General features: G+C 72.0%; 13 protein-coding genes. 10 read left to right on the top strand and 3 right to left on the bottom strand.

Going from position 1 to position 15263, the window contains the following annotated elements:
• The 3 genes from HW577_RS10190 to HW577_RS10180 all read right to left on the bottom strand — a co-directional run.
• The coding region (locus HW577_RS10190) for an amidase (protein WP_198376030.1) at window positions 1-775 on the bottom strand (775 nt) is incomplete at its 3' end.
• Complete coding sequence (locus HW577_RS10185) at window positions 772-1461, bottom strand: cyclase family protein (protein WP_332837610.1); 690 nt, start codon at window positions 1459-1461, stop codon at window positions 772-774. The genes HW577_RS10185 and HW577_RS10190, both read right to left, overlap by 4 nt.
• 57 nt (window positions 1462-1518) lie before the next feature.
• A complete protein-coding gene (locus HW577_RS10180) occupies window positions 1519-3051 on the bottom strand; it encodes an ROK family transcriptional regulator (protein WP_332837608.1) in 1533 nt (510 codons plus the stop codon).
• Between HW577_RS10180 and HW577_RS10175 the strand changes: the two genes are divergently transcribed.
• From HW577_RS10175 to leuB, 10 genes are all read left to right on the top strand, one after another.
• Window positions 2951-4969 (top strand): hydantoinase/oxoprolinase family protein, encoded by a 2019-nt coding sequence (locus HW577_RS10175; protein WP_332837611.1) that lies wholly within the window; start codon window positions 2951-2953, stop codon window positions 4967-4969. The two genes, HW577_RS10180 and HW577_RS10175, sit on opposite strands and share 101 nt — an antisense overlap.
• Window positions 4969-6705, top strand: a complete 1737-nt coding sequence (locus tag HW577_RS10170) for a hydantoinase B/oxoprolinase family protein (RefSeq protein ID WP_198376028.1) — start codon at window positions 4969-4971, stop codon at window positions 6703-6705. Before HW577_RS10175 ends, HW577_RS10170 begins: the two co-directional genes overlap by 1 nt.
• Window positions 6698-7849 (top strand): CaiB/BaiF CoA transferase family protein, encoded by a 1152-nt coding sequence (locus HW577_RS10165; RefSeq protein WP_198376027.1) that lies wholly within the window; start codon window positions 6698-6700, stop codon window positions 7847-7849. The genes HW577_RS10170 and HW577_RS10165 overlap by 8 nt, the downstream gene beginning before the upstream one ends.
• Complete coding sequence (locus tag HW577_RS10160; protein WP_198376026.1) at window positions 7846-8655, top strand: enoyl-CoA hydratase/isomerase family protein; 810 nt, start codon at window positions 7846-7848, stop codon at window positions 8653-8655. The genes HW577_RS10165 and HW577_RS10160 overlap by 4 nt, the downstream gene beginning before the upstream one ends.
• 29 nt (window positions 8656-8684) lie before the next feature.
• A complete protein-coding gene (locus HW577_RS10155) occupies window positions 8685-9662 on the top strand; it encodes a tripartite tricarboxylate transporter substrate binding protein (RefSeq protein ID WP_198376025.1) in 978 nt (325 codons plus the stop codon).
• 86 nt (window positions 9663-9748) lie between these two features.
• Complete coding sequence (locus HW577_RS10150) at window positions 9749-10783, top strand: LacI family DNA-binding transcriptional regulator (protein WP_198376024.1); 1035 nt, start codon at window positions 9749-9751, stop codon at window positions 10781-10783.
• A gap of 16 nt (window positions 10784-10799) precedes the next feature.
• Window positions 10800-11942: an iron-containing alcohol dehydrogenase gene (locus HW577_RS10145; RefSeq protein ID WP_198376023.1), complete on the top strand. Its 1143-nt coding sequence runs from the start codon at window positions 10800-10802 to the stop codon at window positions 11940-11942.
• A gap of 8 nt (window positions 11943-11950) precedes the next feature.
• The gene (gene leuC / locus HW577_RS10140; RefSeq protein WP_232474826.1) at window positions 11951-13378 is read left to right on the top strand and encodes a 3-isopropylmalate dehydratase large subunit; all 1428 of its coding nucleotides are present in this window, start codon (window positions 11951-11953) and stop codon (window positions 13376-13378) included.
• 5 nt (window positions 13379-13383) lie between these two features.
• Window positions 13384-13983: a 3-isopropylmalate dehydratase small subunit gene (gene leuD, locus HW577_RS10135; protein ID WP_198376021.1), complete on the top strand. Its 600-nt coding sequence runs from the start codon at window positions 13384-13386 to the stop codon at window positions 13981-13983.
• 19 nt (window positions 13984-14002) lie between these two features.
• The gene (gene leuB / locus HW577_RS10130) at window positions 14003-15082 is read left to right on the top strand and encodes a 3-isopropylmalate dehydrogenase (RefSeq protein ID WP_198376020.1); all 1080 of its coding nucleotides are present in this window, start codon (window positions 14003-14005) and stop codon (window positions 15080-15082) included.
• Window positions 15083-15263: the final 181 nt, after the last annotated feature.

The raw sequence follows: 15263 nt of genomic DNA, 5'->3' as shown, positions 1-15263 counted from the left end.
GTGCCGCGCCGCAACGCCGCACCGCGCGGATGCGAAGCCGGGCGGGCGTCGGCGCCGCGGGCCGCGCGTCGCCCATCACGGCGAGCGCCGCGCGAAGGTCACGCACGCTGCGCGCGATCGGGCCGATCACCTGGAAATCCGCGGCGAGGGGCGGGAAGCCCCATCGGCGCGGCACGCGGCCCGGCGTCGGCTTGATCGTCGCGACACCCGCATGCCCCGCTGGGCGCCGCAGCGAGCCGCCGGCGTCGGTCGCCACGGCAATCGGCCCCATGCCCGCCGCGACCGCTGCGACGGCGCCGCCGCTCGATCCGCCCGGCTGGCGATCCGGTGCCCAGGGATTTCCGGTCGAGCCGAATATCGGGTTCTTCGTGAAGCCGGCGAGCGCGAGCTCGGGCGTATTGGTCTTGCCGAGGATCACGGCGCCGGCGGCGCGCAGCCTGGCCACCGGGATGTCGTCCCGCGGCGCGACATGGTCCTGGTGGAGGTTGCTGCCCCAGGTCGCGCGGAGTCCGCCGACGAACAGGTTGTCCTTCACAGTGACCGGCACGCCGTCGAAGGGACCGATCGGCGTGCCGGACCGCCAGCGCGTGGCACTCGCTTCCGCGGCCGCGCGCGCGCCGGACGCATCCAGCGTCACGATCGCGTTCAGCGCCGGGTTCGTCGCCGCGATCCGCTGCAGGCATGACTCGAGCGTCGCAACGGGATCGAGCCGGCCCGACCTGTAGGCGGCGGCTAGGTCCGTCGCGTCGAGCGCCCAGGCCGCTTCCTCCGTCACGGGAACCAGGCCACGGCCCGCACGGGGCTGCCGGTGCCGGCGCGGATGCGCAGCGGGAAGGCGATGAAGCGGAAGCGCCCGCGGCCGACGACCTTGTCGAGGTTCACCACGCCCTCGTAGTGCGTGAAGCCGAGGTCGCGGCAGACGTGATGCACCTCGAAATTATTCCGCCCCGGCCGCCCGGGGCTGACGGATTCGACGGTGAAGGCGGTGATGCCCTTGCGCCCGAGCCAGGTCGCGCTGTCCTTCGTCAGGCCCGGGAAGTCGGTGATGTAGCCATCCGTGCCCGCCGCGCGCTTGTAGAAGCCGGTGTAGAGCAGGACCGTGTCCTTCGGCTGGATGGTCACGCCTGCCTTGCGCTCCGCCGCCTCGAGATCGGCGATGGTGATGTCGGTGCGGTCCGGGATGTGCGTGAGGTCGAGGCACATGGCCTCGGTGAAGAAGGTCTCGAGCGGCATCTCCTCGATCGTCTTCGCGCCCGGCCGGTCGTCGAAATGCACGGGCGCGTCGACATGCGTCCCGCCATGGTCGCCCATGTGCAGGACCATCGTCGCGGAGGAGAATTCGTAGCCGTCCGCCACGCGCTTCTCGTCATGCGTGCTGAACGGGTAGACCTCGATCGTCGGATGGTTCACGAGCCGCTGCATCTTGTGATGGATCTCGCGGCTGAGATCGATGAGTTCCACGGCAACCCTCGCTGAATCTGATATCCTTGACGACGGTAATTAATTGCTCGCGGCCCATCAAGCCGCGGTCTCCGTGGCGAATGCCAGCGGCCGGCGCAGGGCGAACTCCTCGATCGCCAGCAGTTCCGTCGCCTGCAGATAGTCGATGACGGAGACCCGCAGCGGCGGCGGTTCCGTGCCCACGCGTGCATGCGCGCGCGAAAGGCCTTGCTCCATGCCGGCGACGAATGACGGCGCGCCGGACAGCGGGCCACCCAGCATGATCCGCCGAGGCGCGAGGACGGATGCGATGTCGAACAGCCGCTCCCCCAGCAGGTCGCCGGCGGCTGCCATGGTCGCGACCGTCGAGTCTTCCCTGGCTTGCGCACGCGCCACGGCGTCGCGCAAGGCTTCGGGGCGCATCTCGTCCCAGCCCTGGCGCGGCGCATCCACGGCCAGGCCGGAGAGGCGGCGGAGGATTCCGTAGCCCGCCGCCTCGGTCATCAGGCAGCCGCGCGCGCCGCAGACGCAGCGACCCATCCCGCCTGCGACCGGCACGTGCCCGGCCGTGCGCTCGTCCCCGCCGGTGCGGACCGGCTGCCCGTCGAGCATCACGCTCACGCCGAGGCCGAAGGCGACATGGATCACGAGGCTCGGGCCGGCCATGTCGCCGCCGCTGTCGCGCATCGCGCGGTGCGCCTCCGCCAATCCGAAGGTATTGCCGATCGTCTCCACGATGCCCGGGATGCGGAACCTGTCGGAGAGATCGACAGACGGGCTTCTGCCTTCGAGGACGGAGAGGGAGGAGGCGGCGACACGTCCCGAATCCTGGTCCACGGCGCCCGCCGTCGCGACCGCGAGACCGAGTATGCGTGGCCGGGCGATCCTCGTCCGCGAGAGCAAGCCACGGACGGCCGTGGCGACGTCGTCGAGCAGCCGCGGGTATTGCCGCGGCAAGGCGAGCGGCAAGGCTGCTTCGGCGCGCCGCCGCCCGGCAAGGTCGACGATCGAGACCCTGCGATCCGAGATGGTGAGGCTGACCGCCACGAAGGCCGCGCCGTTCCCATCGGGCGCAAGCTGGACCTGCCGCCGCCCTCTCTGTCCGGGACCGCCTGGCACCTCCTTGCCTTCGCGCACCAGGCCGGCCTCGATCAGGTCGCGGGTGATGCGCGACACGGCGGCATCGGTCAGCCCGATGCGTGCCGCGATCTCGGTGCGCGAGGAGCCCGGCGAGGCAATGATCCGGCGCAGGACGAGCGCGAGATTGTGGTCGCGCAGGGCGCCCACGCTCGCGCCATGGGATCGAAGGTCCATGGCAAACGCTACCGTGGAATGACCGGCTCGCGCCAGGACGGCACGCCGCATGCCGCCCCGGTCGGGTGGCGTGCCCTTCACGCATCCGGCGGGCGAAGGGCACGGGCATTGACGCCTTTGTGGAAACGTTTCACCGTTTCGCAGCGGCGGCGGAGACCACCGGGAGGAAACGGACTTGAAGCGTATTGGGATCGACGTGGGCGGCACCTTCACGGATGTCGTTCTCATCGAGGAGGATGGCCGCGTCCATACCGCGAAGGTGCCGACGACGCCCGCCGACCGGGTGATCGGCGCCATAGCTGGCTTCCGACGCATCCTCGAGGTCGCAGGCTGCAGCCCGGCGGAGGTCGGCTTCATCGGCCATGGATCCACCATGGCGACCAACATGGTCGTCGAGGGCACCGGCGCGCCGACCGCGCTGCTCGCCACGCGCGGATTCCGCGACCTTCTCGAATTGCGTCGCATCGCGCGCCATGACCGCGCCGACCTCTATGACCTGCAATTCGACAATCCGAAGCCGCTCGTGCCGCGGCGCTGGCGCTACGAGGTGCCGGAGCGGCTCGACTGGCGGGGCAATGTCGTGGAGCCGCCGGACGAAGCCGCGTTGCGGGGGATCGCTGACCGCATCGCCAGTAGCCCTGTCGAGGCCGTCGCGATCGCCTTCCTGCACGCCCAGGTCAATCCGGAGCACGAGCGCCGCGCGGCGGAGATCCTGCGCGCGGCGTTGCCGCACCTGTTCATCACCTGCTCGCATGAGGTGAACCCGCAGCAGGGTGAGTACGAGCGCACCAGCAGCACCGTGATGAACGCCAGGCTCGGCCCGGTCTGCGCGCGCTACATCCACGCCTTTCGCGATGGCCTGGCTGCCGAGGGCTTCGGTGGCGAACTGCTGTTCATGGGATCCAATGGCGGCCTTGCAGAGGCCGCGACGGTCGCTGCACGCCCCGTTCTGCTGCTCGAATCCGGCCCTGCCGGCGGCGTCAGCGCGGCCATGCGCTTGGCCGAGGCGAGCGGCCGCGGCGATGCGATCCTCGGCGACATGGGGGGGACGACCTTCGACGTCTCCCTCATCCGTGACGGGCGCCCGGAACTGCGGACGCAGGCGCTGCTGCACAGCTACGCCGTCCGCACGCCGAGCATCGACATCGACAGCATCGGCGCCGGCGGCGGCTCCATCGCCTGGGTGGATGCCGGCGGCGGCGTCCGCATCGGGCCGCAGAGCGCCGGCGCGGATCCCGGCCCTGCCTGCTACGGGCGCGGCGGCACGCGCCCGACAGTGACCGACTGCAACCTGCTGCTCGGCCATATCGACGGGGAGACCTTCCTCGACGGAGCCTTCCGCCTCGATCGTGCGGCGGCCGAGGCCGCGGTCGGCGAGCATCTCGCGCGGCCGCTGAATCTCGGCGTGCTGGACGCCGCGCATGCGGTGCGGGCGGTGGCGAACGCGCTGATGGCGCAGTCGATGCGATTGCTGACGGTCGAGCGGGGGCATGATCCCCGGGGGTTCGACTACCTCTGCTACGGCGGCGCAGGGCCCGTGCATGCCATCGACCTGGCGCGCGAGTTGGAGATGTCCCGCGTCGTGGTGCCCCCCGCGCCGGGCCTGTTCAGCGCCCTCGGCATGGTGCTGGCCGACCGGCAGGCGGATCGCCAGGCGGCGGTGGAGCGACTGCTCGACGCGGTGGATCCGCCCTGGCTCTCGGATCTCTACGCGCGGCTCGAGGCGGAGATCGCGCGCGACCTGCCGCGCGACCCGGCGATCCCGCGCACCATCCGGCGCCGGCTCGACTGCCGCTATGCCGGCCAGCCGGACTCGATCCTCATCGACCTGCCATCGCTCGATGTGGCCGCGATCCGTGCCGCCTTCGAGGAGGCGCATGAGCGGCTGTGGAACTTCACCAAGCCCGACCAGCCGGTGCTGCTGAACAACATCCGCATCGAGGCGCGCGCCGAGATCGGCTGGCGCGGCCCGCTGCGCTTCGCCGAGCCTGTCGCAGCACCCTCGCCCTGGCGCCGCCGCAAGGTGGCGATGGGCGGCGGGCTGCAGGATCTGCCGGTCTGGCGCCGTAGCGACCTGCCTCGGGGCTTCGCGCTGTCGGGGCCCGCAGTGGTCGAGGAGGCGAGCAGCAGCCTGGTCCTCGGCCCGGGCGACCGTGCTGAGATCGCGGACGGCGCGCTCCTCGTCGTCACTCTCGCACCGGCGGAGGCCGCGTGATGGACATCGTCACCTACGAGATCCTCCGCTCGAGCCTCTACGCGACGGCGCGCGAGATGAAGCTCGCCATGATGCGGACGGCGGGCAGCCCGATCGTGCATTCGGGCGGCGATGCCTCCGCGGCCGTGTTCGACGCGGAGATGCAACTCGTCGCGCAAGGCAACGACATCCCCACCATGCTGGGATCCGCCGTGATCTCGACGCGCGCCTCGGTCGAGGCGATCGGCCGCGACCGCCTGCGCCCCGGCGATGTCATCGTCAGCAACGACGTCTATCTCGGCGGTGGCAACCACCAGCCTGACGTGCAGTTCACGCGCCCCGTCTTCGTCGATGGCGCGATCGTCGCCTTCGTCATGACGCGCGGACACTGGAGCGACATTGGCGGCCAGCTGCCGGGATCCTACACCACCCAGACCTGGGATGTGTTCGCCGAGGGCATCCGCATCCCACCCGTGCTGCTCTATCGCGAAGACCGGCCGGTCGAGGACCTGATGACGATCATCCTGCAGAACACCCGCGACCCTGCGGTGCGGCTGCTCGACGTCCAGTCGCAATACGCCGGATGCGTCGTGGGGGACCGTCGCATCGCCGCGATCGCGCGCCGCCATGGCCCGGCCGCGCTCGCCGAGGCCATGCGCCGCGCGCTGGATCACTCGGAGCGCCTGATGCGCGAGGCGATCCGCGCCATCCCCGACGGCATCTATGAAGCCGAGGACGAACTCGAGCCCGTCTCCGGCCCGCCCGGCTGGCCCACCGCGCCGATCCCATTGCGGGTGAAGGTGACCAAGGCGGGCGATTCCATCCATTTCGACTACGCCGGGACGGGCGCGCAGACGCGCGGCGGCATCAACTGCCCGCTGTCCGTCACCTGCAACAGCACTTGGTTCACTGTGAAGGCTATCACGGACGTCACCATCCCGATCAACCAGGGCTGCTACCGGCCGGTGACCATCGCCGCGCCTGCGGGCAGCGTCGTGAATTGCAGCTTCCCCGCACCGGTGGTGGCGGGGAACACCGAGACGTCGCCGCGCATCATCGACCTGCTGCTCAAGGCGCTCGCCCCGGCCATGCCCGACCGCGTCGTGGGGCAGAGCAATTGCGGCGCCTTCTCCGGCCTGTTCGGCGGCATGGATCCTGACGAGGCGCGGGTGGAGGCGACCGGGCGGCGGTATGTCGGCGTCATCGATCCGCATGCCGGCGGCATGGGCGCGCGCGCAACGAAGGACGGCGTCAACGGCGTGCGCGTCTATGTCGGCAATGCCGGCAGCACCTCGGTCGAGATCATCGAGCAGACCTCGCCGCTGACGGTCGAGGAATGGTCCCTAGTGCCGGACACCGGCGGCGCCGGGCAATGGCGGGGCGGGCTCACCTCCCGCCGCGTCTATCGCGTGGGATATGAGGAGGCGACCTTCACCGCCTGCGGGGAGCGCGGCATCCATCCGCCGCTTGGCCAGTTCGGCGGCGCGGCAGGCTCCACCTTCCGCTGCGAGGTGCGGCGCGGGGCCGAGGTGACGCGCGTGCCCGCCAAGGGCAGCCACGAGATCGTCCATGCGGGCGACGTGGTGCTGCTGCAGCCGGCCGGCGCCGGCGGCTACGGCGACCCGCGACGGCGCGACCGCGGGCGATTGCTGGACGACCTGAAGGATGGCTACGTCACGCCCGAAGCCCTGACGCGCGACTATGGGCTGACGGTCCAGGAAGCCGCCACGCTCTGCGCCGAGGCCGCCGATGTCTGACGCGCTGCCGCTCGCCGGGCGCTTTGTGGTCGAGATCGGCCACAGCCTGGCCGGGCCCTTCGCCGGCGCCATCCTGGCCGATCTCGGCGCGACCGTGCTCAAGGTCGAGGCGGCGGGGAAGGGCGATCATGCGCGCGGCTGGGGCCCGCCCTTCGTCGATGGCGCCGCCGCGCTGTTCCACGCCGTCAACCGCGGCAAGCTCAGCGTGGTGGCGGAGCTGCGGGACCCGGCCACGGCGGCGGCGCTTCGGCGGCTCATCCTCGATCGCGCGGATGTCGTGCTGCAGAACCTGAAGGTCGGCACACTGGAAGCGGTGGGGCTGGGCGCGGACCAACTCGTCGCGGCGAAGCCCTCGCTGGTCATGTGCAACATCGGCGCCTTCGGGCGCGTTGGGCCGCGGCGGGAAGAACCAGGCTACGACCCGCTGATCCAGGCGGCCTCCGGCCTGATGGACATGAACGGCCATCCCGGCGCCCCGCCCGCGCGCGTGCCGGTGGCGCTGAACGACCTCGGCACTGGTGTCTGGGCCGCGCTCGGCATCGTCTCGGCGCTGCTGCGGCGGGAGAGCGACGGGCGCGGCGGCGTGGTCGACGTGTCGCTCTACGAGACCGCGCTGGCCTGGATGACGGTGCCGGTCGCCGACCTGCTCGCCGGCGGGCCGCCGCCGCAGCGCTACGGCTCCGGCGTGTCGAACATCGTGCCCTACCAGACCTTCGCCGCCGCCGATGGTACGCTGCTGGTCGCCGCGGGCAACGATCTGTTGTTCGGCCGGCTGTGCCGCGTGCTGGGCCTGCCCGACCTCGCCGAGGATGCCCGCTTCGCGACGAACGGCGCGCGCGTGGAGAACCGCGACGCGCTGATCCCGCTGCTGGCGGGCGTGATGCAACGGCGGACCCTGGCCGAGTTGTCGGCCGCACTGCGCGACGCGGGCATTCCCTGCGGGCCCGTGCAGGACGTTGCGCATGCGCTGGCGAATCCGCAGACCGCCGCGCTCGGCATTGTCTCCGCCCTGCCGGGCGGCGGGCCGCGCACGGTCGGTCTGCCGCTCTCCTTCGATGGCCGGCGGCCCGCCCCCGCCGGGCCGGCGCCGCGCCTGGGCGAGCACCAGCATCTGCTCAACGCGTGCGAGGAGGAGAAGGCATGACGCATCCGCTCGTGGCGAAGCCGTGGGAAACGCTGCGCGTCGAGGGGCCGGAGCCGGGCCTGCTCGTCGTCACGCTGAACCGGCCGCAGCGCGCCAATGCGATGAACACGACGCTGGGGGAGGAACTGATCGCCCTGTTCGGCACGCTGGAGGCGGCGCCGCAATCCTGCCAGGCGGTGGTCCTGACCGGCGCGGGCGATCGCGCCTTCTGCGCGGGCGCCGACCTTGCCGAGCGCAACGGCATGGACGACGAGGCCTTCGCGCGCCAGCACTACATGTTCGAGCGCATGATGCGGGCGCTCCTTGCCTGTCCCGTTCCGCTGATCGCCGCGGTGAACGGCGCGGCCTTCGCGGGCGGGCTGGAGCTCGTGCTGTCCTGCGACTTCGCCTATGCGGTGCAGGGCGCCCGCTTCGCCTTCACCGAGGTGACGCGGGGCATCATGCCGGGCGGCGGCGGCACGCAGCATTTGCCGCGCAGTATTGGCGCGCGGCGCGCGAAGGAGATCATCTTCACCGGCGCGCCCTTCTCCGCGGAGGAAGCGCTGGCCTGGGGCATCGTCAACCGCCTGGTTCCGCCGGGCGAGGTGCTCGGACAGGCCCTCGCCACCGCACGCCGGATCGCGGCCAACGCCCCGGTCGCCATCCGCCAGGCCAAGAAGGCCATCGATCACGGCCTGCAGGCGGATCTGCGCACCGGCATGCAGATCGAGATCGAGGCGTACCACCAGTTGATCCCGACGCAGGATCGGCGGGAAGGGATCGCCGCCTTCAACGAGAAACGACCGCCGCGCTTCACCGGGCGCTGAGCGGCCAGGACGGGACAAAGGAGGAAACCATGAGCATCACCATCACCCGCCGTGCCGCGCTTGCCGCGGCGCTCGCCATCCCCGCGCTCGCGCGGCCTTCGCTGGGACAGGCGCCGTGGCGCGCGACGCGTCCCGTGCGCGTCGTCGTGCCCTTCCCGCCAGGGGGGGCGACGGACATGTTGGCGCGGCTGATCGCGCAGGGCCTCGGGGAGAAGCTCGGCCAGCCGCTGGTGATCGAGAACCGGCCGGGCGCGAATGGCGTGGTCGCGACGCAGAACCTCCTCGGCTCCCCGGCGGACGGGCACAGCCTGATCCTGGCGACGGCCGACACGCACACCGTGCTGCCCGCGGCCAATCCGCGCCTGCCCTACAACGTCGCCGAGTTCGTCCCCGTCAGCGGCATCGCGAGCGTGGTCTTCGCGCTCGTCGCCCGGCCCGGCCTGCCGGTCGAGAATGTGCAGCAGCTCGTCGAACTCGCGCGCCGGGCGCGGCCGCCGCTGAACTACGCCTCTTATGGCTATGCCAGCGTCTCCCACGTGGCGGGCGAGGTGTTCCGCTCGGCGATCGGTGCCGAGATGACGCATGTTCCCTACCAGGGCGCCGGGCCCGGCGTGCTCGCCATCACCGCCGACCAGGTGGACGTCATGATGGTGCCGGTCGCGGTCGCGAACCCGCAGCGGCCGCGCCTGAAGATGCTGGGCGTGGCGGCCGCGCAGCGCTTCGCCCTGGTGCCCGACGTGCCGACGCTGACCGAGCAGGGCATCCCCGTCCTCGCCGATGCCTGGATCGGGCTGCTCGCCGCGCCGCGCACGCCCGCACCGGTGGCCGAGGCGATCCACGCCGCGGTGTCCGAGGTGCAGCAGACGGCCGCCTTCCAGGAGACGCTGCGCACCAACGGCTTCAGCAGCCTGGGCTACGGCCCCGCGGCCTATGCCACCTTCCTGCGCGCGGAAGCCGAGCGTTGGGGCCGCGCGGTACGCGAGGGCAACATCCGCGTCGAGGGCTGAACGCCCGATGGCTTGCTCCTCGCCGCCACGCAACCTACAGGTGCCCGGGTGTCGTCGGCGCGCGGCCGGCGGCGAGGGAGAAAGTCATGGCCGGGTCCCGCGGCTCGGGCGGATGCGCGAAACCGACTATCCGCGACGTGGCGCAGGCGGCTGGCGTCGGGATCGGCACCGTCTCCCGCGTCATCAACGGGCATCCGAATGTCGGTACGGCTCTGCGCGACCGCGTGGAGAAGGCGATCGCCGCGCTCGGCTTCACTCCGGATGCGGCGGCGCAGAGCCTGCGCGGCGGGCAGTCCCGGACCTTCGCCTGCGTGGTGCGCGACCTGACGGTCCCGGTGCTGGCGAGCTTCGTGGACCAGATGCAGCAGGAACTCGACGCGAAGGGCTACAGCCTGCTCATCGCCTCCTCCTACCACGCCTTCGCGCGGGAGCAGGCGCTGCTCGCGAGCTTCGTGCGCCGTCGCGTGGACGGGTTGGTGATCGCCACGTCCTCCGAGCGCGACCGCCGGCTGCTGAAGCTGCTGCGGGAGGCACCGATGCCGGTCACGCTGCTCGACCGCGCGCGGCCGGAGAGTCTCGACAACGTCCGGGTGGACCATGCCGCCGGCACGCGGGCCGCGATCGCGCATCTGTTGGCGCTCGGCCACCGGCGGATCGCGGTGATCTCGGGCGCGGACGTGGCCAGCCCGGTCAGCGAGAGGCTCCGTGGCGCGCGGGAAGCGCATGCCGCGCTCGGGTTGTCGCTCGATCCCGAGCTGGTGCGGCTCGGCTCCTTCGCGACCGCCTTTGCCGAGCAGCAGGCGGCACTCCTGCTCGATCTGCCGAATCCGCCGACGGCCTTCTTCGTGGCGGGGACCGCGCTGCTGCCGGGCCTGCTGCGAGCGCTGCAGGCCCGCGGCCTCGGCATTCCGCAGGATGTCTCCGTCGTCGCCGGCGCGGAGAGCGAGCTTGCCGAGTTCCACGCGCCGGCGATCTCGGTCGTGCAATGGGACCACGGCGTGCTCGGCGCCATGGCCGCGCGGTTCCTGTTGCAGCGGATCGAGCAGCCCGGCCTGCCGCCGCAGCGTGCGCTCGGGCCGACCACCTACATTCCCAGGGGATCCTGCGCCCCGCCGCGGTGAAGGGGAGCGCCGCGCCATGGCGCTGATGGTCTATCTGAACCGCGTGCAGTTCGGCTTCGGCGCGCTGGCCGAGACCGCGGAGGAACTGCGTCTCGCCGGCATCCGCCGCCCGCTCCTCGTGACCGATGCGGGAGTGCGCGCAGCGGGGCTGCTGGACCGGCTGCAAGGCGTGCTTCCGGCAGGCATGGTGCCGGCGGTCTTCGACGCCACGCCGCCCAATCCGGACGAGGCCGCGGTGCACGCGGCGGTCGCGCTGTACAGGTTTTCCGGCGCGGATGGCGTGCTGGCACTCGGCGGCGGCTCGCCGCTCGACCTCGCCAAGGCCGTCGCGCTCGCGGCGACCCATGATGCGCCGCGTCTTGCGCCCTATGCGGTGGTGGAAGGCGGCCTTGCGCGCATCACCGCCGCCGCGGCACCGATCGTCGCCGTGCCGACCACGGCGGGGACGGGCAGCGAGGTCTCGCGCGGTGCGCTCATCATCCTCGAGGATGGGCGCAAGGTCTCGATTGGCAGCCCGCATCTGATCCCGCGCGCGGCGATCTGCGACCCGGAGTTGACGCTGGGCCTGCCGCCCGGGCTCACCGCCGCGACCGGCATGGACGCGATGGCGCATTGCATCGAGACGCTGTGCTCGGCGCGCGAGAACCCGATCGCCGACGCCATCGCCCTGGACGGCCTCGGCCGCGCCTGGCGGGCCTTGCCGCGCGCGGTCGAGGACGGGACGGACCGGGATGCGCGCAAGGAGATGATGCTCGCCTCGATGCAGGGCGCGCTCGCGTTCCAGAAAGGGCTTGGCGCGGTGCATGCCCTGTCGCATGCGCTCGGCGCGCTGCCCCTCCGGCCGCATCACGGCACGCTGAACGCGCTGCTGCTCGCGCCGGTGCTGCGGTTCAACGCGCCGGAGATCCGCGGCGTGATCCCCCGGCTGGCGCAGGCGGTCGGCGTCGCGCCGGCGGCCGAGGCACTGGCCGACGCGATCGCGGCGCTGAACCGCCGCATTGGCCTGCCCGTCAGCCTCGCCGCCATGGGCATCCCGGCCGATAGCCTGCCCGCAGTCGCGGCCGCGGCGATGCGCGACCACCACCACCAGACCAACCCGCGCCGCGCGGAGGAAGGCGACTACCTGCGCCTGCTGCGCGCTGCCCATGCCGGAGGATGAGCGTCACCATGCCGCCCGAGGATGCCGATGCGCCGCGCACCATGTTCGAGAAGATCTGGGACCGCCACCGCGTGCTGGAACGGCCGGACGGGCAGGTGCTGCTCTATGTCGACCGGCACCTGATCCACGACGGGAGCGAGCCCGCCTTCGAGATGCTGCGCCGCCGGGGCCTCAAGCCCCGCGCGCCGGAGCGCATCTTCGGCACGCCCGACCACTACGTGCCGACGGATACGCGCGACGTCGCCGCCATCCCCGATCCGGCCCTGCGCGCGATGGTCGAGACGCTGGAGCGCAACGCCGCCGAGCACGGCATCCGCCTGTTCGGCCTGCAGGACGAGGGGCAGGGGATCGTCCACGTCATCGGGCCGGAACAGGGGCTGAGCCAGCCCGGCCTGCTGATGGTCTGCCCCGACAGCCACACCTCGACGCATGGCGCCCTCGGCGCGCTCGCCTTCGGCATCGGCATGACCGAGGTGGCGCATGTGCTGGCGACGCAGACGCTCTGGCAGCGCAAGCCGGCGACGATGCGGATCACCGTCGACGGCGAACTCGGCGCGGGCGTCACGGCGAAGGACGTGATCCTGCACATCATCGCGACGATCGGCGGGGCGGGTGCGGCGGGGCATGTCATCGAATACGCCGGCAGCGCGATCCGCCGCCTTTCCATGGAAGGGCGGCTCACGCTCTGCAACATGTCCATCGAGGCCGGCGGCCGCGCGGGCATGGTGGCGCCCGACGAGACGACCTTCGCCTACCTGAAGGGCCGCCCCTACGCGCCGCAGGGCGCGGAATGGGACCGCGCCGTGGCGCGCTGGCGTGCCCTGCCGAGCGATCCCGGCGCGCGCTTCGACCGGGAGGTCGCGATCGATGCCGCCGCCATCGCGCCCACCGTCACCTGGGGCAACTCGCCGCAGGACGCCATCGCCGCCGATGGCCACATCCCCGACCCGGCGGAGGAGCCCGATCCAGAGCGTCGCGCTGCGATGGCCGATGCCTTCGCCTATATGGGACTAGCGCCGGGCATGCCGGTCGACGCGCTGCGCATCGACCGTGTCTTCATCGGGTCCTGCACCAATGGTCGGATCGAGGATCTGCGCGCCGCCGCGGCCATCGCCCGCGGGCGCCGCGTTGCCGACGGCGTGACCGCCTGGGTCGTGCCCGGCTCGGCGCCCGTGAAGCGGCAGGCGGAGGCCGAGGGCCTCGATCGGATCTTTACCGCGGCCGGCTTCGCCTGGCGGGAGGCCGGGTGCTCCATGTGCCTCGGCACGAATGGGGAGATCGCGGCACCCGGCGAAAGGGTCGCCGCTACCTCCAACCGCAATTTCCGCGGCCGCCAGGGCCCGGGCGTGCGCACCCACCTGATGAGCCCCGCCATGGCCGCCGCCGCCGCGGTCAGCGGCCACATCGTCGACGTTCGCCGGTTGGCGGGGAACTGAGCCAGATGGACCGCTTCACCACGCTGCGCTCGGCGGCCGTGCCCTTCGCCCGCGACAACATCGACACCGACCAGATCCTGCCCGCGCGCTTCCTGCACATGCCGCGCGACGGCGACCACGGCGCCTGCCTGTTCCGCGACCTGCGCTGCGCGGCCGATGGCGCGGAAGTGCCTGACTTCCCCCTCAATCGCGCGGGCTGGCGGGATGCGCGCATCGCCATCGGCGGGCGCAACTTCGCCTGCGGGTCCTCGCGGGAGAACGCGGTCTGGGCGCTCCAGGGCGCCGGCATCAGGGCGGTGATCGCGCCGTCCTTCGGCGACATCTTCGCGATCAATTGCGTCAAGAATGGCGTCCTGCCCGTCGTGCTGCCGGCCGAGGCGGTCGCGTCGCTGGTGGCCGAGGCCGAGGCGCGGCCCGGCGCCGAGATCACGGTGGATCTCGAAGCGCAGACGGTCACCGGGGCCGATGGCACGGTGCATCCCTTCGAGATCGACCCCTTCACGCGGCATTGTCTGCTGGAAGGCGTGGACGAGCTCGCCTTCACGCTGTCGCACGAGGAGGACATCGCCGCCTTCGAGCGGCGGATGGGACGCGAGAATTCCTGACCCTGAGGACGATACGAGCATGCATATCGCAGTCCTGGCCGGCGACGGCATCGGCCCCGAGGTGACCCGCCAGGCGGTGAAGGCGCTGCGCGCCGTCGCCGCCAACGGGCCGCAATTCGAGTTCACCGAGGCGCCGATCGGCGATGCCGCCTACGACACCACGGGCGACCCCCTGCCGGAGGCCACCGCGGCGCTCGCCGAACGCGCCGATGCCGTGCTGTTCGGCGCCGCCGGCACCTATGAGAGCGACCTGCGGCCGCCCGAGCAGCGCGGCGGCCACGCGCTGCTGCGCCTGCGCAAGCGCATGGACCTGTTCGCGAACTACCGCCCCGTGATGGCCTTCCCCGAGCTCATCGGCGCCTCGACGCTGAAGCGGGAGGCGCTGGAAGGCGTCGACCTGATCGTGCTGCGCGAGCTGACGGGCGACATCTATTTCGGCACGCCGCGCGGCGTGCATGTCGAGAATGGGGAGCGCGTCGGCATCAACACGATGCGCTACACCGAAGGCGAGATCCGCCGCGTCGCCCATGCCGGCTTCCGCGCCGCGGCCGCGCGGCGGAAGAAGCTGTGCTCCGTGGACAAGGCCAATGTGCTCGAGACCATGGCGCTGTGGCGGGAGGTGGTGAGCGAGGTCGGGCGCGACTACCCCGAGGTGGAGCTGACGCATCTGTACGTCGACGCGGCCTCGATGCACCTGATCCGCCGGCCGCGCGACTTCGACGTGATCGTCACCGGCAACATCTTCGGTGACATCCTCTCCGATGCCGCGGCGATGCTGACCGGGTCGATCGGCATGCTGCCCTCCGCCTCGCTGAACGCCGAGGGGCGGGGGCTGTACGAGCCCGTGCACGGTTCCGCCCCCGACATCGCGGGCAAGGACATCGCCAATCCGCTCGCCTCGATCCTCTGCGGCGCGATGCTGCTGCGTCACTCGCTCGGCCAGGCCGAGCGCGCCGGACGGATCGAGACCGCGGTGCGCCGGGTGCTTGCGGAAGGCTACCGCACGGCGGACATCATGGAGGAGGGCGCCACGCGCCTCGGCACCGAGGCGATGGGCGATGCGGTGGCGCGGGAGATTGCGCGGCTCGCCAAGGCCTGAGACGCAACGGACCGGGAGGAGAACAGAAATGACCGTATCCGCGACACGCCGCGCCGTCCTCGGCGCCATGCTCGCCGCGCCGTCGATGGCGCGGCCCTCGCTCGCGCAGGGCGCCTGGCCCGCGCGGCCGATCCGCTGGCTCGTGCCCTTCGCGGCCGGCGGCGCCGCGGACACCGCCGCG

Origin of the sequence: Neoroseomonas rubea (assembly GCF_016106015.1) — a bacterium.
Classification (GTDB): domain Bacteria; phylum Pseudomonadota; class Alphaproteobacteria; order Acetobacterales; family Acetobacteraceae; genus Neoroseomonas; species Neoroseomonas rubea.
This window is presented reverse-complemented; position numbering and strand designations above follow the sequence as displayed.